The organism is Ruminococcus intestinalis (assembly GCF_014288065.1).
GTDB lineage: Bacteria > Bacillota > Clostridia > Oscillospirales > Acutalibacteraceae > Ruminococcoides > Ruminococcoides intestinale_A.
In genome coordinates this window covers 759,538-780,880 of the sequence record NZ_JACOPS010000001.1, presented here as the reverse complement: position 1 = coordinate 780,880, position 21,343 = coordinate 759,538, and the positions used below count along the sequence as shown (strand labels likewise).

The 21,343-nt window shown below is 32.4% G+C and carries 16 protein-coding genes, 2 tRNA genes and 1 CRISPR repeat array (1 of these 19 cut by a window edge); of the genes, 16 read left to right on the top strand and 2 right to left on the bottom strand.

Annotated elements, in window-relative coordinates:
* Positions 1-59 precede the first annotated feature (59 nt).
* The 4 genes from H8R91_RS03810 (at position 60) to H8R91_RS03795 (ending at position 3,027) form a co-directional block, all read left to right on the top strand.
* Entirely contained in the window at positions 60-200 is a 141-nt protein-coding gene (locus H8R91_RS03810; RefSeq protein WP_186934918.1) for a hypothetical protein, read from the top strand.
* Between the two features lie 203 nt (positions 201-403).
* A complete protein-coding gene (gene prfB / locus H8R91_RS03805) occupies positions 404-1,522 on the top strand; it encodes a peptide chain release factor 2 (RefSeq protein ID WP_186934917.1) in 1,119 nt (372 codons plus the stop codon).
* 21 nt (positions 1,523-1,543) lie between these two features.
* Complete coding sequence (locus tag H8R91_RS03800; RefSeq protein ID WP_186934916.1) at positions 1,544-2,755, top strand: cofactor-independent phosphoglycerate mutase; 1,212 nt, start codon at positions 1,544-1,546, stop codon at positions 2,753-2,755.
* 83 nt (positions 2,756-2,838) lie between these two features.
* Positions 2,839-3,027: a FeoB-associated Cys-rich membrane protein gene (locus H8R91_RS03795; protein WP_186934915.1), complete on the top strand. Its 189-nt coding sequence runs from the start codon at positions 2,839-2,841 to the stop codon at positions 3,025-3,027.
* A 2-nt stretch (positions 3,028-3,029) separates the two neighbouring features.
* Here the strand turns inward: H8R91_RS03795 and H8R91_RS03790 are convergent, their stop codons facing one another.
* Positions 3,030-3,677, bottom strand: a complete 648-nt coding sequence (locus H8R91_RS03790; RefSeq protein WP_186934914.1) for an HAD family hydrolase — start codon at positions 3,675-3,677, stop codon at positions 3,030-3,032.
* Positions 3,678-3,862: 185 nt separating this feature from the next.
* On the opposite strand from H8R91_RS03790, the gene H8R91_RS03785 reads away from it, so the two are divergent.
* Positions 3,863-3,947: transfer RNA gene (locus tag H8R91_RS03785), tRNA-Leu, on the top strand.
* A gap of 700 nt (positions 3,948-4,647) precedes the next feature.
* Here H8R91_RS03785 and H8R91_RS03780 read toward each other — a convergent pair.
* A tRNA-Gly gene (locus H8R91_RS03780) sits at positions 4,648-4,721 on the bottom strand.
* Between the two features lie 419 nt (positions 4,722-5,140).
* Between H8R91_RS03780 and H8R91_RS03775 the strand changes: the two genes are divergently transcribed.
* From H8R91_RS03775 to cas2, 11 genes are all read left to right on the top strand, one after another.
* Positions 5,141-5,377 (top strand): hypothetical protein, encoded by a 237-nt coding sequence (locus H8R91_RS03775; protein ID WP_186934913.1) that lies wholly within the window; start codon positions 5,141-5,143, stop codon positions 5,375-5,377.
* Positions 5,378-5,724: 347 nt separating this feature from the next.
* Entirely contained in the window at positions 5,725-6,168 is a 444-nt protein-coding gene (locus H8R91_RS12025; RefSeq protein WP_243237682.1) for a helix-turn-helix domain-containing protein, read from the top strand.
* A gap of 78 nt (positions 6,169-6,246) precedes the next feature.
* The gene (locus H8R91_RS03765) at positions 6,247-7,053 is read left to right on the top strand and encodes an IS30 family transposase (protein ID WP_243237680.1); all 807 of its coding nucleotides are present in this window, start codon (positions 6,247-6,249) and stop codon (positions 7,051-7,053) included.
* Between the two features lie 531 nt (positions 7,054-7,584).
* Complete coding sequence (gene cas6, locus H8R91_RS03760) at positions 7,585-8,325, top strand: CRISPR-associated endoribonuclease Cas6 (protein ID WP_186934912.1); 741 nt, start codon at positions 7,585-7,587, stop codon at positions 8,323-8,325.
* The gene (gene cas8a1 / locus H8R91_RS03755) at positions 8,325-9,719 is read left to right on the top strand and encodes a type I CRISPR-associated protein Cas8a1/Csx8 (protein WP_186934911.1); all 1,395 of its coding nucleotides are present in this window, start codon (positions 8,325-8,327) and stop codon (positions 9,717-9,719) included. Before cas6 ends, cas8a1 begins: the two co-directional genes overlap by 1 nt.
* 18 nt (positions 9,720-9,737) lie before the next feature.
* The gene (cas7i, locus tag H8R91_RS03750) at positions 9,738-10,616 is read left to right on the top strand and encodes a type I-B CRISPR-associated protein Cas7/Cst2/DevR (protein ID WP_177377674.1); all 879 of its coding nucleotides are present in this window, start codon (positions 9,738-9,740) and stop codon (positions 10,614-10,616) included.
* 12 nt (positions 10,617-10,628) lie between these two features.
* The gene (cas5, locus tag H8R91_RS03745) at positions 10,629-11,693 is read left to right on the top strand and encodes a CRISPR-associated protein Cas5 (protein ID WP_186934910.1); all 1,065 of its coding nucleotides are present in this window, start codon (positions 10,629-10,631) and stop codon (positions 11,691-11,693) included.
* A gap of 10 nt (positions 11,694-11,703) precedes the next feature.
* Positions 11,704-13,911, top strand: a complete 2,208-nt coding sequence (gene cas3 / locus H8R91_RS03740) for a CRISPR-associated helicase Cas3' (protein WP_186934909.1) — start codon at positions 11,704-11,706, stop codon at positions 13,909-13,911.
* A gap of 9 nt (positions 13,912-13,920) precedes the next feature.
* The gene (cas4, locus tag H8R91_RS03735) at positions 13,921-14,418 is read left to right on the top strand and encodes a CRISPR-associated protein Cas4 (protein WP_022234507.1); all 498 of its coding nucleotides are present in this window, start codon (positions 13,921-13,923) and stop codon (positions 14,416-14,418) included.
* Positions 14,419-14,427: 9 nt separating this feature from the next.
* Positions 14,428-15,420, top strand: coding sequence for a type I-B CRISPR-associated endonuclease Cas1b (cas1b, locus tag H8R91_RS03730; protein ID WP_022234508.1), 993 nt, complete (start codon positions 14,428-14,430; stop codon positions 15,418-15,420).
* A 3-nt stretch (positions 15,421-15,423) separates the two neighbouring features.
* Positions 15,424-15,702 (top strand): CRISPR-associated endonuclease Cas2, encoded by a 279-nt coding sequence (gene cas2 / locus H8R91_RS03725; protein WP_022234509.1) that lies wholly within the window; start codon positions 15,424-15,426, stop codon positions 15,700-15,702.
* Between the two features lie 185 nt (positions 15,703-15,887).
* A CRISPR array of direct repeats spans positions 15,888-21,343; the repeat unit is 30 nt; unit sequence CTATAAATCTATCCATATTGGATTTTAAAT; it runs 6,179 nt beyond the window's last position.

The following is a 21,343-nucleotide window of genomic DNA, read 5'->3' as shown; positions in this document are numbered from 1 at the left end:
CGGATAATGAAGAAAAGATTTTTCAATAAAATCTCAATGAAAAAGCGCCGCAACCCGGTATGATGTTTTTTGTGCATTTGCTTTTTGAAGAAAAATGTGAAATGCCGCAGCAGTCGGTAATGAATGAAATAATGGAAAAACATCTTGGCAAAACCGAATGTTTTTCTTATTATAAATTATCGGCAGGTTTTATTCCTTAAAATTATATAGCACATTTTAAAGACGCTGATGTTAATACGGGAGAATATACGGCGGGAAAGCGGGAATAAATTATTTACGCAAATTCCTTATTATAAAAAACAGTTTACATTTATCGGCTAATTTGCTATAATAAAATTGTATGTAAAATAGTAATCTGATTTTTAGAGCTATATATCAAATTAAGACAGGAATGGTATATTTTATGGTACAATTTGAGGAATTATTGTTAAAGGTTCAGGCACTTAAACCTGAAATTGACGATTTGTCAGACGCTCTTGGTATGAAAGGTATGCTTTCTGAAATTCAGCAGCTTGAGCTTAAAGCTACCGAACCGGGGTTTTGGGACGATGTAGAAAAATCTCAAAAAGTTTTACAGCGTACAGGCACACTAAAAGGTAAGGTTGAGGCTTACGAGGCTTTGGTGGCTAAGTATGAAGATACCTGTGCTTTGATTGAACTTGCAAATGAGGAAGAGGATCTTTCGCTTCTTGAAGAGGCTGAAAGCGAGGCAGAGGGAGTTAAAGAAAGTCTTGAAAAGCAAAGACTTCAAACTCTTCTTACAGGCGAATATGATAAGAACAATGCAATTCTTACTTTCCACGCAGGTTCGGGTGGTACAGAGGCTCAGGACTGGGCGGAAATGCTTTACAGAATGTACAACCGTTGGGCAGATGCTCACGGATTTAAAGTAAAAGAAGTTGACTACCTTGACGGTGACGAGGCGGGTCTTAAAAGTGCCGTTCTTCTTGTTGAGGGTGAAAACGCTTACGGTTACTTAAAGAGCGAGGCAGGCGTTCATCGCCTTGTAAGAGTATCTCCTTTTGATTCACAGGGCAGAAGACACACAAGTTTTGCCTCTCTTGAGGTTATGCCTGAAATGGACGATAACATTGAAGTAAATATTGCTCCCGAAGACATCAAAATGGATGTTTACCGTGCGAGCGGCGCAGGCGGACAGAAAGTCAACAAGACTTCATCTGCCGTTCGTCTTACTCATATTCCGACAGGTATTGTTGTAGCAAGTCAGGTTGAGAGAAGCCAGTATCAAAACCGTGATGTGGCTATGAAAATGCTTATTTCAAAACTTATGGAAATTAAAGAGAGAGAACACCTTGATAAAATTGAAGACATTAAAGGTGTTCAAAAAGAAATCACATGGGGCAGTCAGATCCGCAGCTATGTGTTTATGCCATACACAATGGTTAAGGATCACCGCACTTCATACGAAACCGGTAATATTCAGGCTGTTATGGACGGTGACATTGACGGATTTATTAACGCATATCTCAAATGTGCAAGTCTTGGCACATTGCAAAAATAATCATTAAAGAGGTAGATAAAAGTGAAATATTTGGTAATGCTTTGTGACGGTATGGCCGATGAGCCAAACGAGGCACTTGGAAATTCTACACCGATGGAAAAGGCAAACAAGCCTTGTATGAACAGCCTTGCCACAAAGGCTGAGGTCGGTATTGTTAAGACGGTAGCAGAGGGTTTAAAACCCGGCAGCGATGTAGCAAACCTATCGGTACTCGGTTATGAACCTGCCGTATATTACAGCGGTCGTTCTCCGCTTGAGGCTGCAAGCATCGGTATTGATTTAAAGGATACAGATGTAACTTTAAGATGTAATCTTGTTACTCTTTCAGATGATGAAGATTACGAAAATAAAACAATTCTTGATTATTGCGCCGATGATATTTCTTCGGAAGAAGCTAAGATTCTTATTGAGTATATTCAGGAAAAACTCGGAAATGATGTATTCCGTTTCTATCCGGGCGTATCTTATCGTCATTGCCTTGTTTGGAGCAACGGTAATCCGCATCCCGGTGTGCTTACACCTCCGCACGATATTACAGGCAAGGTAATTACAGATTACATTCCAAAGGGTGAGGCTGTTGACGAGCTTTATGACCTTATGAAGAAGAGCTATGACCTTTTAAAGGATCACCCTGTAAATCAGGCGAGAATAGCAAGAGGCAAGCGCCCTGCAAACTCAATTTGGCTTTGGGGCGAGGGTACTAAGCCTTTACTTGATAATTTCAGTGAAAAATTCGGTATAAAGGGCAGTATGATTTCTGCCGTTGACCTCTTAAAAGGTATTGCAATCTGTGCAGGAATGAACAGTGTTGATGTTGACGGCGCTACAGGTTACCTTGATACAAACTTTGACGGTAAATGCAAGGCTGCTATTGAGGAGTTTAAAAAGGGCGCAGACCTCGTATATATTCATGTTGAAGCTCCTGACGAGTGCGGTCACCGTGGTGAAATTGAAAATAAGGTAAAAGCTATTGAAATGATAGACGAGCATATTCTCGGTCCTGTAGTTGAATTTTTAAAGGGCTACGATGATTTTGCTGTTTTGGTATGTCCTGACCATCCGACTCCGCTTTCTATCCGTACACATACTTCTACTCCTGTTCCGTATCTTATTTATGACAGTAAAAATGAGATTGACAGCGGTGTAAAAGTATTCTGCGAAAAAGAAGCAAGAGAAACAGGCAACTACATTGAAAAAGGCTTTACTATGATGAATTATTTTCTTACAAAATAATTTTTCGTCTACATAATTCATTAAAAAATTTACATCCTCACATTTATAATTGAATTAATCAATAAAAATGTGAGGATGTTTTTATGCGTGAATTTATATTAATTGTAACCGCTGTAATCATAATTGCACTTGTTGCCGTAGTGTTTGTAATAGTGTATATAAACCATAATAAAAAGAACGGTAAGTCCCACAAGCCGACAATTATTTATTACAAAGTCAAAGAAAACGAAACCAAAGATAATACAGAAAATAATTCTGTAAAAGATAATTAATATTATTTTTCGAAAACTGCAAATACTTTATCGCTGATTTCTAAAAGTTCGGAAAAACTGTGAATGGTGTAGTCGGGATTTTCTGTATTGCCAAAACCGTATTCGGCAAATACAAACGGCACCTTTGCGTCTTTTGACGCTGTTTGATCACCGATAGTGTCGCCAACATAGAAAGCACAATCAATGTTATTTCTGCTAATAACAAGGCTGATATTTTCGCCTTTTGTGAGTTGGGTTCTGCCTGACATTTCAAAATCAGAAAAATATTTTTCGAGTTTGTGAGCTTTCAAAAATGCTTCAATATAACCGCACTGACAGTTACTGATTATACCGAGAAAATATTTTTCGGAAAGTTTGCTAAGCACATCTTCGAGGTTATCGTACAAATGACCGCCTGACTTTTCAAGATACGGAACTTCTACGGCACAACATTCTTTTATAATGTTTACGCCGTTTTCTTCACTAAGCTCCGGCAACATAATGTTTGCAATCTGCTCAATAGTTTTGCCCATATAGCTGTTCATTTCTTCAAGCGTTATTTGCTTTTGAGTTTCGGGATGCTTTTTAAGAACTTCGTTCCATATAGGAAGAATTACATCGCTTGTGTGCCACAATGTTCCGTCTAAATCAAATAAAATTGCTTTTTTCATAATAATTACTCCTGATTTATTATAAAAATTTTCAAACTGATAATATCACACTCTAAAATTAATGTCAATATGAGGTGTGTTTTGTAAAAAATAAAATTGTTAAAAATTAAAAGTTTTTTTAAAAATCTGTTGACAAAGTAAGTAAGCAGTGATATAATATTTATCGTTGTCGACAGACAATATTTGCGAGTGTGCTGGAATAGGCAGACAGGCACGTTTGAGGGGCGTGTGTTTCACGACGTACGGGTTCAAGTCCCGTCACTCGCACCATAAAAACAGATTAGCTTTTTGTTAATCTGTTTTTTTATTTTACAAGTAAATTAATAACGGGACTTGAAGGCGACCGTTAAGAAAACAGTCCGGTGGACTGTTTTTAGGGAGAGCGTTGATGATATTTATAAATTTAACAAGCCGTATCAAACGAGGCAGAAAGTGTACTTATTTTTTCACTCCGTCACTCGCACCATAAAAACAGATTAGCTTTTTGTTAATCTGTTTTTTTGTTTTACAAGTAAATTAATAACGGGACTTGAAGGCGACCGTTAAGAAAAGGAGCTGTAAAAAAACAGCCCAAATAAAAAACGACTGCATTCTGACCGAAAGGTAGGAATGCAGTCATTTTTGTGATATAATTTACTATCAATGAAAAAACATATCAACAAGGTGCATTATACACCGTATCAATTAAAATTACCACCGGAAATTGAAAAAATAATAGAAATTTCTGATCCGGTATATACATTTAACGAGGTTTTTCATCATATTGATCTAAATAAACACCTTGCTGTTAAGGAAAGCAGGATATGTCGCATATCTACATAGACGGAACAAAGATAACTGCCAATGCAAATAAGGGTAACGACCAATTATTGCCCGGATACAATATTCAGCAATGCAAGCAAAAAAACCGAGACTCACTTTTTCGTGAATCTCGGCTTTTTAATATGCTGTTTCTTTACAGCACCTTTTGTGGAGCGGATGATGGGAATCGAACCCACACGATCAGCTTGGAAGGCTGAAGTTCTACCACTAAACTACATCCGCTTATCTCTGTAACAAATAGTATTATATCATTACAGATAATATTTGTCAAGCGTTAATTTCCGATTATAAAATTTTTAAGAAAATTTTAACTGTTTTATTTAAACTCTAAGTTTAACGATGATTATAATTTTAACATACATCAAGATATATAATATCATTTATACAGATTACTTACTTATAATTTTTACCGAAGGATAACTTATTATATCTTTGATAATCAATTATAAAATGTTGGTAACACAGAAAAATGGCAGAAAATGCCAAATATTGAAGTTAGTGAATATTAACTTTGATTTAAAACCACATTTATAAAAAATTTATAATATAATATCTCAAACAGTATTATATATAAGCGGCTAATTTTTAATAGTAATAATATACTAAAAATACATCTGAATAAATGCATTTATTATGTTAGAATGTACAAAGAAATATATCTCAAATTGTGCAAGTGTACAGATGTAAACTTTTCACTCGGTGTAAGTGTGATTTCAATGTGGATATTCAGAATAGTTTGCAGTTATATACTTGTTATGGTTCTTGATATGGACGTTTTAGGTGTATGGATCGGTATGTTTGTTGATTGGTATGCTCGTGCTGCAGCATATCTTGTAAGGTATTTGTCAGGCAGATGGAAAAAGCATAGAATGATTTAAATATTTAAAAATGGAGATAAATTTTGTTTACCCTACCGTCATAATTATAAAAGATTGACCAAACATTTATAATTGCCTTGCAAAATATTCCGGTAAATCATAATTTATAATCATTACTCCAACATATATAACGAAAAATGATTTTAAAAAGCAAAGGTCCTCGATTTTTTATCGAGAGCCTTTTATCTTTTATCTTTTTTATAAATCAAATTCAAAGTACGGATTATGGTACAGTGAAAATGTTATAATATGGTAAAGACAAACCTAAATTGCCAAAGTGAAGTTCGGATTTTTGAGGAAAAAACGAGAAATACCACGGGTTCACCTTGACAAAAGAGTATGGTAAAATGGAAACGGTTACTGTCTGCGGAAAGCAGGAAAATATGAGTCGTTTATCATTGTCTGAAAGGATAGTTATTGAATGTGGAATTTACCAAAAATTAAGTTTAGGAAAGATAGCAAAAAAGATAGGAAAAACTACGGAATGTGTTTCAAGGGAAATCCGAGCAAACAGAACAATCGCACCGGGAGAGCATTTCTTTGGAAATGATTGTCACTATGCAGGAGAGTGCAAAACCAAAGAATTATGCGGAAAGGATGGATGCTCAAGGCGGTGCGTGACTTGCCGTGAATACGATTGCAGAGAACTTTGCACAAGATACAACAATACCCCTTGCGTTGTACTTTCCAAACCGCCGTATGTTTGCAATGTTTGTGTGTGGAGAAGAAAATGCAAAGCAGATAGAGCTTACTACAATGCTCAGCAAGCAGATGCAATGGCAAAGCGGTGATATTCCAACTCCAGAAGCAAGATACAAACCCGTGGTGAAGACCTTGAAAAACTTGATGAATTGGTTTCACCGTTAATTTTGAAAGGGCAACCACTGACACATATATGGTCGGAACACGGCGATGAACTTGGTATTTCACAAAGAACTCTTTACCGTTACATCGACCAAGGTGTTTTAAGCGTAGGAAACATTGACCTCAGACGAAAGGTGGCATACAAGCCAAGACGGAAGAAAAAAGAAGTGTCCGAAGGCTTTTTGAACCAAGAATTCCGCAAAAACCGAGGCTATGATGATTACCTGAAATATATGGAAAAACATCCCGATACACCCATAATTCAAATGGATACAGTAAAGGGATGTCGTGAACAAGGGAAACGCCTTTTGACACTGCATTTCTGTAACACCAATATGATGCTGATGTTTCTTATGCGTGACGGCAAAGCCGATACCGTAGTGGAACAATTTGATATGCTGACAGGCCTTTTAGGACTTGAAGAATTCCGCAAAGTCTTTCCTGTAATTCTCACCGATAACGGCAGCGAGTTCAAGCATACAAGAGATTTAGAAACTACCGAGGATGGTAAGAAGAGAACCAAGGTCTTTTACTGTGACCCTCAGGCATCCTGGCAAAAGCCACAGATTGAGAAGAACCACGAATTTATCCGTTACGTTCTGCCAAAGGGCAAGACGTTAAATCCATACACGCAGGAAGATATGCTCCTTCTTGCCAACAATATTAACAGTATTCGCCGAGAATCGCTTGGCAACAAATCCCCTTATGAAGCCACCACCGACAAGAGCATACTTCGGTTGATGGGGCTGATGGGATTACATACCGTACCGGCAGACGAAGTGAACTTAACACCGGCACTGCTGAAACGGTAACTTTAAACAATTGCAGATGGTGACCGCAACATATTTTTAAGCTAAGGCAGGTTGCGTTCACTTTGACAAAACGAGATTTCAATCTGTCTGCTTTGCCATGCAAAAAAGACAGTGAGATATATTAAATTTCGGCTTTTTGAGGGTATATATTCTCTTAAAAGCCACATAAAACCGCTTATTTGGCTTTTTGTTGTGAAAAGGGTATATTTACCCTAATTTCACTTTGTCATTTAAGCTGGTAAAGACAAAATCCAATTTGGATAGATTAAAAAGGTGGTGTAAATAAATATTATTTAAAATCCATTTTGGAAAGATTTATTAAATTATATCATAATTAATTGTAAATATCAAATGTACTAAATTTATAAAAATAAATGTATTTATAAGCTTATTTATAAAAATTTTTCTTAGAAAATATATATTAGGTATTGACAAACAAAATTGTGAACGCTATACTGTAATTAGAGTTGTGAAATATCATAACTCTAATAACAAAATCTAATACTATTAAAATAATAAATGGAGGTAAATATGAAAATTTTATTGCGATTTTATTTGCAAAACAATAAGCTGCCGATTGATTATCGACGAATTATGCTTTCGTTTTTTAAACGGTCACTGTCAGATATTGCCGAGGGAAAATATTATGAAAAATATTATTTTACACCGGAACGCAGAAATTTTACTTTTGCGGTGAATCTGCCTATGCCGAAGTTTTCTAAAACGGAAATTCAACTCGGGAAAAATCAACTAAGCATTACTTTTTCAACGGCTGACTATAATACGGGATGTATTTTTATGTCTGCTTTTATAAAGCAAAAGGACAAGCCGATTCCCGCTCCACTCGGCAACGAAATGAAACTTGTCAGTGTTAATCTTGTGCCGGAAAAAAATGTTACTTCATCATCCGCTGTTGTAAAAATGCTTAGCCCTTTGTGTATCAGATTACATAAAGCCGAGAATAATTCTGATAGGTATATTTCGGTTGCTAATCCGGATTTTACGGAGATTGCAAAACAGGTAATTAAAGAGCAGCTTGTTGAAAGCGGTTTTGACGAGAAGTTAATTTCAAACTTTGAAATTAAACCGTTAAACGCAAAAAAAACAGTGGTTTATCACTATAAAAACTACATTGAATGCAGTTTTGGCAGTTTTAGTATTAATGCCGATAAATCGGTTATTAATTATCTACTGAAAAGCGGTATAGGTTCACGAAAATCCGCAGGATTTGGCTTTGCCGAGCTTTTATCGGAGGGAGGTGAACCGAATTAATGAAAACAAAGATTGATTACTTTGATTATGACACTTTGCTGCAGCCTACCGATTGGAGGTTTGCAGCAGCCGTTGTCGGTTTATGTAAATATTTTGATTACTTTGGAATTGATTACAAAGTGCTCTGTGATGTTGAAGAAAAGCCCGATAATTATATCCACGGCTTTGACGGTGTTATTTACAAAAGCGAAGATATAACAGAAGAAAAATATCTTGAGTTTGCAGAGAACTATTTTGAAAAATATATGACTCACAAAAATATTTTAAACATTCTCGAAAGTCAAGAATTCAGTGAAGAACAAATTAAATTGGTAAATGACCTTGTTAAGAGCAAAACAGTTCTTAAAGGGCTATTTGACAAAATAAAATTTAATGGAACAAATAAAGATATTTTTATTTCAACCATTGAAGAAAACAGGGCGGAAATTATAAAGAATATCTTTAAAAACGGCAATAACCTTTATAAGAATTACTGCAATGAACGACTTATTTTTACCGAAGATAACAGCACTTGCAGACTTAGAGGCTACAATGTTGACAAAGACAGAAAAACAAATAATCTCGGCTTTTGTTTTTCAAAGGAAAGTTTTGAGAGCAATGATATTTTAGAATTTGATTTTATACCGTTTGCTTTTTCAAATTCTGATATGAGAGAAACTTATTTTGTGAATAACAATTTTTCTGTTAAGTCTTTAACTCAAACAAACTATGCTTTTTCAAATCAACTTAGCAGTACAGAAAATAAAGACGACAAAAACAAACTAATGCTTGTTTTGCAAAATTCAAAGGATTATATAAGCTATGATGTTGAAATTATATCAAAATCACAGGATAAGGCTTATTACGAAACATTCTTTGTACGACTTGAAAGATTAAAAAAGTTAAGAGAATTATCGGGGAAATCATTAAACTTTGTCAAAAAAATCAATGATGATTATTGGTTTAATCTTGAGAAAGAAGTTTATATGCGTTGTCTTAACAATGTGTTGCTTGACGATGTAATTTTAATGATGCTTAAGTTTTATTTTGATGATAATGCCGTTAAAGGCTATATAAAAAGCAGAACTGATATGCTAATAGACATAAATGTATCTTGGAAAGGAAATGATATTATGGATGAAATTAAGTCAGCAAAAAGTTGTGGATTTTTAACTTCCAAAAAACTAATTGAAATGAAAAGCAGTAATAAAATTAATTCATATAAGCAAAAAATAATCAGTGCTCTTTGCGCACATGATTACGACAGAGCAAAAGAGATTATACTTAGTTTGTCTGCTTATGTCGGAATGGAATTTTCATTTTTCTATACATTTCTTGAAAATGCGGAAGAAAATAAAGATCTTGCATTTGCTTTTGCAAGCGCATTAATTGAAGTAAGTTCAAAAAATAACTAATATAAAGGAGATTTTATTATGAAAAATAAAGCATTAACATTAACTGTAATCGCAAATATGACAAGCAACTACGGCGAAAGCCTCGGTAATATTTCAAGTGTACAAAAGGTATTCAGAGGCGGAAAAGAGTACGCTACAAGAAGTCGTGAGAGCCTTAAAAACGCTATCTGTGTTCAGTCGGGCTTTTATGATGATTTACAGACATCAATCGACGGAGCAATGCAGAAACTTGTTAATGAAGATGTAAATGCCGCAACATGCCGTGCACTTGAGGGTGGATATATGTCAACAAAAGATGTTACATACATCCGTAACAGTTCTTTCTATCTTACAGACGCTGTTGCTACAGAGCCGTTTATTAATGATGCCCGTTTTCACAATAACCTTTACCTTGCAACCAATTATGCTATGGCACACGGTTTAAATGTTCAAAACAATGCAAAGGATTGCGGTCTTATGCCTTATCAGTATGAATATGACAAATCATCTAAAATTTACAGTCTTACAATTGACCTCGAAAAAATCGGTAAGGACGAAAACTTTGGTGCAGAGGCAGATAACGCCGAAAAGTGTGAAAGAGTAATTGCTCTTATTGACGCAGTAGAAAATCTTTCACTTGTCGTTAAGGGAAATCTTGATAATGCAGAGCCGATTTTTGTGGTAGGCGGTCTTTCACCGAGAAAAACTCATATTTTTGAAAATGCTGTTTCTGTTTCAGGCAAAAGACTCATTATAGAGCCGATTAAGGAAAAACTTGCTCAAGGTTACAGTTGTGCACTTATGCGTAATGGCGAGCTTTCAAACGAGGACGAAATTGTAAGAGAACTTAATCCTGTAAGTATGACAGAATTTTTTGAAAATCTCAGAGGTCAGGTTAAAGAGTATTTTTCGGAGTAAGGCGGAATTAATATGAAAGCAATTAGACTTCATATAAAACAAAACAGTGCAAATTACAAAAAAGAAGAAACTGTACAAAACCGTATGACATTTCCTTTACCGCCGTATTCAACTGTTATCGGAGCAATTCACAAGGCTTGCGGTTATACATCTTATCATCCTATGCAAGTAAGCGTACAGGGAAAGTACGGTTCTCTAAAAACAAAAATGTATAAGGACGATTGTTTTCTTAACAGTCTTAATGATGACAGAAATTTGCTTGTAAAAATGAAAAATCCCGATATGCTTTCAAGTGCATATCAGGTTGTGGCTACTGCACAAAAGGCTCAAGGAAACAGCTTTGAAAAAGGCATTACAATTAATGTAATTAATGAAAAATTGCTTGAAGAATACCGCTTTTTAAAGCGTACAAAACGCAGAATTGACAAGCATAAAAAAATCATTAATAAAATGAAAACTCGGCTCAAAGAAATGAAAGCCGATGAAAATATTTCTGCCGAAGAAGTAAAAGAATTTGATAAGCGTATTAAGCATATAAAGGCTGTGTATGATGAGTACGAAAAGGTAAAGTATACTATTCCGTATTCCCATTTCAGAACGCTTGCAAAAGGCCCTAAGTATTATGAACTTCTCTGCGATATTGAACTTATCATTCATATAGTTGCAGATGAAAATACTATGAATGATATTATGGATAATATCGGAAATCTTACTGCAATCGGCAGAGGAGAGGATTTTGTAGAAGTGCTTGAGTGTGCTCAAACAGAGCTTTTTGATGTTGACGAAGATGTCGATTACGGAGAAGCTGATTTTGATGTTTATATGCCTGTCGAGTATCTCGAAATTAATAAAGACGATATGGATATAATCTCTAAAACGGAAGGCGGATACACAGGCGGTACAAAATATTTAATGCCAAAGGATTACAAAATTGTGCAGTTAAAGGGCGGTATGAGAAAACGAGTGTTTAATCGTGTACCTATTATTTTCTGTCAACTTAACTATATTGAAAACGGTTGTAAAGGCATAATGCTTGACAAAACCGAGAACGGTATATATTCAGTATTTTTAGCTTGAGGTATTTGTAATGAATATAGAAGATAAACTTGCAAAACCCGACAAAACAATCGGACAACATTCAAATGAGCTTATAGAGCAGGCAAAACTGCTCTATAAGCTCGGCTATATAAAATCTGATGATTTATACTCTGATTTACTTGTTTCGTGTTTAAAACATGATAACGGTAAGGCAAATTCTCAATTTCAAAAAAGAATTACTAAAGGCGGAAATTTTCAACCTGAACAAGAAATTCCACACAGTATACTTTCGACTTTTTTTATTGATAAATCAGAATGTATAAAACCTATAAGCGTATATTTTGCTGTGCTTTATCATCACTATAACAAAGACTCTCCTGTTACAGTGTTTAAAGAAAACCGTGAGCTTATAGAAAAATTTCTTGCTGAATTCGGCTTTGATACAAACTCTTACAATAAAATGAAGAGAAATATTAAGAAAATCAAAGCTTTATTTGAAACCGAACTTTCTGATGAAGAAAAACAATACGCTGTTTTATTAAAAGGTCTTTTACATAAATGCGATTACAGTGCAAGTGCAGGTCTTGACTGCGAAAAGGTCAACGATTTTTTGACTGATTCTTTAAACAATTGGAAAAATACCCGAAATATACATTACAATGAATTGCAAGAATTTTGCATTAAAAATACCGACAGCAATTTAATTGTAACAGCACCTACAGGTATGGGCAAAACCGAGGCGGGATTGCTTTGGTGCGGGGACAATAAATGTTTTTTCGTTTTGCCGTTAAAAACAGCTATCAATGCGATGTACGAAAGAATTAAAAAGCTTTGCGGAGATAATTCTCAAGAAGATTACAAGGAAAGAGTGGCACTTGTTCACTCCGATATGAAATCCTATTATTTGGAAGATTCAATAATTAGCGGAAAAAATTATGATTTTGCGTATGCACAATGCAGTAAACAGCTTGCACTTCCGATTACAATTTGTACGCCTGATCAGATATTTGACTTTGCATTGAAATATGCAGGTTATGAATACAAACTTGCGGTAGCGTCATATTCAAAGTTTATTATTGATGAGATACAGATGTATTCACCTGATGTTTTGGCTGCAATTATTTATGCAATTGAGATGATTCATACTTTGGGTGGTAAAGTGGCTGTAATTACCGCAACTTTGCCTCCGTTTGTAAGAAACGAGATTGAAAAAATACTCGGAACAGATGTAAAAACATCCGATTTTTCTGATAAAGGTAAGCTAAGGCATAATGTAAAAGTATATGAAAAAAACTTGCAGTCTGACGATATTATAAAAATATTTGATGATACAATATGCGATAAAGTAAAAAAATATCTTGTCGTTTGCAATTCAATTGATATTGCAAATAAGAGGTACACCGAAATAAAAAATTCGGATATTAACGCAAGGGTAAATCTGTTTCATTCCAATTTTACAAAAAATGACAGAAAAACTAAAGAAAATGCGATTTTAGCAGCCTCTGAAAAAACTAACGAAAGTATGAATATACCTGAAATATGGATTTCAACATCCGTAGTCGAAGCAAGTCTTGACATTGATTTTGATATTCTTATTACCGAGTTATCAGATTTATTTTCCCTGTTCCAACGCTTTGGCAGAGTAAACAGAAAGGGTAATAAAGACTTTTCATCTTACAATTGTTTTGTATTTACTGAAATTCAAGGTAATGCACATCGTTTTGTTGACGATGCTATTCATTCGTTGTCAAAACAGGCGATTTTAAGCGTTGACGGAATTATCTCTGAAGTTCTTAAAAAAGAACTTATAGATGAGTACCTTTCGGTTGAAAAAATCGAAAAATCAAAATATTATCAAGAATATCGTAAAATTTATAAATATTATAAAGAATATGTCGATTATCTCTCTCTTAAAAAAGATGGAATAAGAAGTATTGACAGAAGTGACGCTGTGCCGATTGATGTTTATAATCAAAATGAAAGTGCCATAGAAAAAGCTTTGGAAGTTTTAAAATCAGATACTTATTCAAGAGATGATAAACTTAAGGCAAACGAAGAAATACTTGGCTTCACGGTTTCCGTACCTAAATTCAGAATTGACGATTACGAAATAAAAAAATTAAAAATGCCATATACTGAATTACCTGTTATTAACAGCAGTTATGATTCCGAATGCGGCATCAGATTTGATAAGGAAAAGAAAACCAAAAAGCAAGATAAATCTGATGATAACGGAGAACCTGATAATTTTATATGAGGTATGATTATGGACGAAAATAATATTTCGGGTATGCATATTTATTATTACTATGTTTGTAAAAGAAAGCTGTGGTATTTTTCAAACGGTTTGGCAATGGAAAGTGAAAACGAAAATGTCAAAATCGGAAAACTTATAGATGAAACCACTTATAAGCAAAAGAAAAAACATATTATGATCGACAACACAATCAATATTGATTTTATTACCGAGCATAAACTTTTACATGAGGTAAAGAAAAGCAGAAAGATAGAGGAAGCGGGTATTGCTCAACTTAAATACTATCTTTATTATCTGAAAAAGCGTGGGGTAGAGGGAATAAAAGGCAGAATTGATTATCCTTTGCTAAAGCAAAGTCTTAATGTTGAACTTAGCGAAGAAGATGAAAGAGAGCTTGAAAGTGCGGCAGCTGATATAGTAAAAATTATATCGGCTGCTTTGCCGCCAAAATTTAAAAGTAAAAGAATTTGCAAATCATGTGCTTACTATGATTTGTGCTGTATTTGAGGTGATAAAATGCAGGAAAGTTATTACATATATTCGTCAGGCAATTTAACTCAAAAAGACAACACATTAAGATTTACTGCAATCGACGGAAATGTAAAAGATCTTCCGATAGAAAATATTAAAGAAATTTATATTATGAATGAAATAACGGTCACATCTAAATTGCTGAACTTATTTTCAAAATACGGAATACTTGTACATTTCTTCAATTACTATCAATTTTACATAGGAAGTTTTTGCCCAAAGGAAACAAAACTTGCAGGTCAGCTTTTGGTTAAGCAAGTGCTTGCTTACGGCGACTATTCAAACAGATTATCAATAGCAAGAGAATTTATAGTTGCTGCGTCTTATAATATTTACAGAAACTTAAGATACTACAACGGCAGAGGCAAGAATGTGTCAGAGCAAATGGCTGCTATAGAAAATTTGAGGAGAAAACTTGCAGATGTAGAAACCATAGAAGAGTTGATGGGAATTGAAGGTAATATTCGTCAGGAATATTACAAAGCGTGGAATGTAATTATTGATCAGAATATTGAATTTGATAAAAGAGTTTATCATCCTGCCGACAATATGATTAACAGCCTTATTTCATATGTCAATTCTCTTGTATATACAAAAACTCTGGCGGAAATTTATAAAACCCAACTTAATCCTACAATAAGCTATCTTCATCAGCCCGGTACAAGGCGATATTCTCTTGCACTTGATGTTTCGGAAATTTTCAAACCGCTGATTGCGGATCGTCTGATCTTTTCTTTGCTTAATCGAAAACAAATAACAGAAAGCAGTTTTGTAGAAGGACTTAACGGTTTGCAGCTTACCGAAAGAGCGTCACGAATAATTACATCTGAATTTGACGAAAAATTAAAGACAACTATTTTTCACAAAGAACTTAATAAAAATGTTTCTTATCAATTCTTAATCAGACTTGAACTTTATAAACTGATAAAGCACATTATAGGAGAAAAAGAATATAAAGGCTTTGAAATGTGGTGGTAAATATTGTATGTAATTCTTGTATATGATATAATATGTGATGAAAAAGGCAGAAAAATACTTCCAAAGGTATTTAAGATTTGCAAAAAATATCTTGTACATATTCAAAACTCTGTTTTTGAAGGAAACTTAAGTAAAGCAAACTCACTTGCTTTGCAAAAAGAACTTGATGTTTATATCAGAAAAGACAAGGATTCGGTAATAATGTTTCATACCCGTGAAGAACGGTGGATGAATAAAGATTTTCTTGGAAAAACGGATGATAAAACATCAAATTTTTTGTAACGCTTTTATTGTCGACCTGACATAGCACAAAACCCCCGGCAGGTTGACAGAACCTAAAAATCAAGTAATCATCGGTATAGTTGCTTTTGATATATTGAAATGACAGTAGTATTTGATAAATATTTGGTATATCGACAAAACAGCACAGAAAAATGCCGATGATTACTTATCCTTTTATCCCACGGCTATAAATCTATCCATATTGGATTTTAAATTGCACCTTATAAGAGGTATATTAATCTGTTCAAAAACTATAAATCTATCCATATTGGATTTTAAATGTCAATCGGTGTTACTGATGATTATATAGGAACAGACACTATAAATCTATCCATATTGGATTTTAAATTTGCTTTTTGTTCACTAAATTCACCACCCCTTTGACTATAAATCTATCCATATTGGATTTTAAATTTGAAAAATGAAAAAACATTGAAAATTATTGAATTCTATAAATCTATCCATATTGGATTTTAAATATTTCATTTGTTGAAGAGCAGATAAAGTCAGCGTTCCTATAAATCTATCCATATTGGATTTTAAATAAAGGCAGAACAGGAAAATTGACACACACTTACATCTATAAATCTATCCATATTGGATTTTAAATTTTCGGAAAAATAAATGCAATACTTATTAACTGTATCTATAAATCTATCCATATTGGATTTTAAATATTTCATTTGTTGAAGAGCAGATAAAGTCAGCGTTCCTATAAATCTATCCATATTGGATTTTAAATATTAAAACCGAAGAGGGATTTTTTATCGGTGATTATGCTATAAATCTATCCATATTGGATTTTAAATCTTTGTTGTATTTTTCTGTTTCGTTTGCTTTTGGAACTATAAATCTATCCATATTGGATTTTAAATGTAAATGCTCGTAAATATTATAAAAATCGAAAAACTATAAATCTATCCATATTGGATTTTAAATATACGATTTGCTGAAAAGCATTATAGATTTACTTCCCTATAAATCTATCCATATTGGATTTTAAATAGTAAAACGCGTAAGACTTCAAGATTACCTCCGTTCTATAAATCTATCCATATTGGATTTTAAATGAATTTTCAAGGTTTTCAATGTATAATCGGATTGTCTATAAATCTATCCATATTGGATTTTAAATAAAAGTCAAGGTGCCTTGAAAATTTTATCTAAATGACTATAAATCTATCCATATTGGATTTTAAATTGCCCACGAGGTCACCCAAACACCCCAAGAGTATACTATAAATCTATCCATATTGGATTTTAAATAAAATTATGGCAAAGGTATTCACATCAACACACGAGCTATAAATCTATCCATATTGGATTTTAAATTTAATTTTAGACTTTCGATTATCTGATTAAATATCCTATAAATCTATCCATATTGGATTTTAAATATACAAAATTATAATTTCGATATTGTTATTAAAAAGCTATAAATCTATCCATATTGGATTTTAAATTAAGTTTTTTTGAAACATCAAACGGAAACATACGCACTATAAATCTATCCATATTGGATTTTAAATTTTTTATTAAATATTCTTTTTCATATCCTACAGCACTATAAATCTATCCATATTGGATTTTAAATTGTGACATATTCTCAACATCACTAATACCCATTTCCTATAAATCTATCCATATTGGATTTTAAATTATAAAATTTCGTCATTACAGGGATTAGTCACACACACTATAAATCTATCCATATTGGATTTTAAATCTTTCAATTCTTGCTTTTGTGATTGAGAGAATATCACTATAAATCTATCCATATTGGATTTTAAATTTGCCAAATTCGTCGATTGTGAGTGTTGCGCTTACACTATAAATCTATCCATATTGGATTTTAAATACCTATATAATATATTTTAGTGTATTAAAGTGTTAAACTATAAATCTATCCATATTGGATTTTAAATATTTTCCCTCCGTTATCATTTTTGTGCGTGGATTAGTCTATAAATCTATCCATATTGGATTTTAAATAAATCTAATGAATATTGCAGAATTTTAAATGATTTACTATAAATCTATCCATATTGGATTTTAAATACGTTGCAAACTTTGATTGATATTCAGCAGTATTTCTATAAATCTATCCATATTGGATTTTAAATTTTCTAAAATTATCAAAAAATGTGATTGCAAGTTCCTATAAATCTATCCATATTGGATTTTAAATATTTACAACCGTTAAACAAACTTTTTGATATTTCTCTATAAATCTATCCATATTGGATTTTAAATTTGTGAACTCCCTGACGTCGAGGAAAATCCGTCGTCTATAAATCTATCCATATTGGATTTTAAATTAGTTTTGCTATGAACCGTTTTATTATTCGGGCATTACTATAAATCTATCCATATTGGATTTTAAATCTATTTAGTCCGTCACTAAAAGCCTGTTGTATTTGCTATAAATCTATCCATATTGGATTTTAAATACCATTGGGTTGCTTTTGCTACAAGTGTTACTGTTCTATAAATCTATCCATATTGGATTTTAAATTCTTTATCCTCATTTACTAAGGCATACTTTCGCTACAACTATAAATCTATCCATATTGGATTTTAAATAGCGTTTTAAACTTCGAGTAGCTTTTTTCAATATCCTATAAATCTATCCATATTGGATTTTAAATGAAAATTACGGCTCAACGGTTGGATATGCTTGCAGTCTATAAATCTATCCATATTGGATTTTAAATTTCGTACATACAGAGCATTTTGCTCTTTGTATGATGCTATAAATCTATCCATATTGGATTTTAAATACTCCAAATTGCCATATATACATAACAGCCGCTTTGCTATAAATCTATCCATATTGGATTTTAAATTAATTTTTTTGAAACATCAAACGGAAACATACGCAAGCTATAAATCTATCCATATTGGATTTTAAATTTGGAATTATCGAACAACCGTTCTCATAATAAAAGATCTATAAATCTATCCATATTGGATTTTAAATTACATCAGACAAAACAACATTAGAATTAAGATTAAAACTATAAATCTATCCATATTGGATTTTAAATAAACCTTTTCTCCCAATTGTGGACGAAAACAGCGGCTATAAATCTATCCATATTGGATTTTAAATAATTTCATTTCAAATTTTGCTCAAGTTAATTATATCTATAAATCTATCCATATTGGATTTTAAATACATATTATCAGAGTGCTGGTAATAACTCGTCAAGCTATAAATCTATCCATATTGGATTTTAAATTTTCAGAAAAATATATGCAATACTTGTTAACTGTATCTATAAATCTATCCATATTGGATTTTAAATAAATTTATAAAAAATCTGTTTGCACCGCACGACTTGGCTATAAATCTATCCATATTGGATTTTAAATTGCAATGACGAAATTTTGTACGGCGGCGAATGGCAGCTATAAATCTATCCATATTGGATTTTAAATTATTTTCTTACTGGTTTATGTGTTGGGTTTTCTTCGCTATAAATCTATCCATATTGGATTTTAAATAAGAGTAAGAGTGTCAACTATAAACGCAAAATCAACGCTATAAATCTATCCATATTGGATTTTAAATAGTAAAGACTGCAAGCACTTTTTTAAAAACTTTTTTCTATAAATCTATCCATATTGGATTTTAAATCCGAAAAAAACAACAGTGAGAACGCAGAGCAATAAACCTATAAATCTATCCATATTGGATTTTAAATAAATTAAAATTACTTATGAAGTTGAAAAAGATTTGCTATAAATCTATCCATATTGGATTTTAAATACTTGACTAACTAACACTTAACGCTCAAAAAATATCTATAAATCTATCCATATTGGATTTTAAATGCTTGACTTGCTTGAATTAATTTTGGCACTGAATGCTATAAATCTATCCATATTGGATTTTAAATAATGGTCTTGTTGATACAATTCTTAAATCTTTGGCTATAAATCTATCCATATTGGATTTTAAATATTTTTGCTCAAATTATCCCTGGCTACACTGGTCATCTATAAATCTATCCATATTGGATTTTAAATGTTTCTGATGATGTTTCGCAATACGAGGGTCAACAACTATAAATCTATCCATATTGGATTTTAAATCCTTATATTTTGAAAAAAATTAGAAAAGGAGAAAAAACTATAAATCTATCCATATTGGATTTTAAATCGTGATTGTTTAGTTCTTATTGATGAAATCGGCACGACTATAAATCTATCCATATTGGATTTTAAATCTGAGTCCAAATCTTTTTCAACTTCATAAGTAATTTCTATAAATCTATCCATATTGGATTTTAAATTAAGTTAGGTTATGATGTGCAATATATTTTGATACCCCTATAAATCTATCCATATTGGATTTTAAATAAATATGTTCAATGTTTAATTCTTGATAAACTTTTGCCTATAAATCTATCCATATTGGATTTTAAATCGTTGTTCAAGTAAAAAGATGTACATACAATCTAACTATAAATCTATCCATATTGGATTTTAAATTAAGTTAGGTTATGATGTGCAATATATTTTGATACCCTATAAATCTATCCATATTGGATTTTAAATATTTTTGCTCAAATTATCCCTGGCTACACTGGTCATACTATAAATCTATCCATATTGGATTTTAAATTAATCATTTTCAAAATCATAAAACGGTATACCTTTACTATAAATCTATCCATATTGGATTTTAAATTCTTTTTTTGTTTGTTAAGTAGATTATAACAGGCATCTATAAATCTATCCATATTGGATTTTAAATCGAATACAATAAAAATTGATTATAGTTATATTTATTCTATAAATCTATCCATATTGGATTTTAAATAATTTGACACGAACATCAGAGGGAACAGCAAGCGACTATAAATCTATCCATATTGGATTTTAAATTTAACAAACTTTGCCGCTCCCCGCTTTAGTGTGCTCTATAAATCTATCCATATTGGATTTTAAATACCAGTGGCAAAAAGATAACGGCGTAAAAGAAAATCTATAAATCTATCCATATTGGATTTTAAATAAGAGTTAAAACAGTGTTGTGATTTTTACAATATTCTATAAATCTATCCATATTGGATTTTAAATCTGTCCCATATTGGCAGGGTTCGGGAACAGGTGACACTATAAATCTATCCATATTGGATTTTAAATAAATCATTCCGAAACACGAAATCATTTTGCGAAATCTATAAATCTATCCATATTGGATTTTAAATTCACAATATATAATAGCCAATCCCGTATTGGGCAGTCCTATAAATCTATCCATATTGGATTTTAAATTATCGATTTACTAATGTAATTGAAAATCCGTTGCAGTCTATAAATCTATCCATATTGGATTTTAAATATGATGACATTATAATCGGCTTGCTTTTTATCAACTATAAATCTATCCATATTGGATTTTAAATATGAGAAAATTTAAAAAAATTGACATTATAGATTACTATAAATCTATCCATATTGGATTTTAAATGTTTTTGTTAGCGGTATGTTTAAGATGTTGTTTTCACTATAAATCTATCCATATTGGATTTTAAATTTTCGTTCGTTGAAGAGCAGATAAAGTCAGCTTTCCTATAAATCTATCCATATTGGATTTTAAATCCTTTGAAGTCATATCTTATTCAGTTTA

What these genes read in the sequence shown, in the direction of transcription:
- cas5 (WP_186934910.1), top strand. Translation starts at nt 10,629, where the DNA reads ATGAAAGCAATTAGACTTCATATAAAACAAAACAGTGCAAATTACAAA.
- cas4 (WP_022234507.1), top strand. Translation starts at nt 13,921, where the DNA reads ATGGACGAAAATAATATTTCGGGTATGCATATTTATTATTACTATGTT.
- H8R91_RS03810 (WP_186934918.1), top strand. Translation starts at nt 60, where the DNA reads ATGATGTTTTTTGTGCATTTGCTTTTTGAAGAAAAATGTGAAATGCCG.
- H8R91_RS03775 (WP_186934913.1), top strand. Translation starts at nt 5,141, where the DNA reads ATGTACAAAGAAATATATCTCAAATTGTGCAAGTGTACAGATGTAAAC.
- prfB (WP_186934917.1), top strand. Translation starts at nt 404, where the DNA reads ATGGTACAATTTGAGGAATTATTGTTAAAGGTTCAGGCACTTAAACCT.
- cas1b (WP_022234508.1), top strand. Translation starts at nt 14,428, where the DNA reads ATGCAGGAAAGTTATTACATATATTCGTCAGGCAATTTAACTCAAAAA.
- H8R91_RS03790 (WP_186934914.1), bottom strand. Translation starts at nt 3,677, where the DNA reads ATGAAAAAAGCAATTTTATTTGATTTAGACGGAACATTGTGGCACACA.
- H8R91_RS12025 (WP_243237682.1), top strand. Translation starts at nt 5,725, where the DNA reads ATGGAAACGGTTACTGTCTGCGGAAAGCAGGAAAATATGAGTCGTTTA.
- cas8a1 (WP_186934911.1), top strand. Translation starts at nt 8,325, where the DNA reads ATGAAAACAAAGATTGATTACTTTGATTATGACACTTTGCTGCAGCCT.
- H8R91_RS03795 (WP_186934915.1), top strand. Translation starts at nt 2,839, where the DNA reads ATGCGTGAATTTATATTAATTGTAACCGCTGTAATCATAATTGCACTT.
- cas6 (WP_186934912.1), top strand. Translation starts at nt 7,585, where the DNA reads ATGAAAATTTTATTGCGATTTTATTTGCAAAACAATAAGCTGCCGATT.
- cas7i (WP_177377674.1), top strand. Translation starts at nt 9,738, where the DNA reads ATGAAAAATAAAGCATTAACATTAACTGTAATCGCAAATATGACAAGC.
- cas3 (WP_186934909.1), top strand. Translation starts at nt 11,704, where the DNA reads ATGAATATAGAAGATAAACTTGCAAAACCCGACAAAACAATCGGACAA.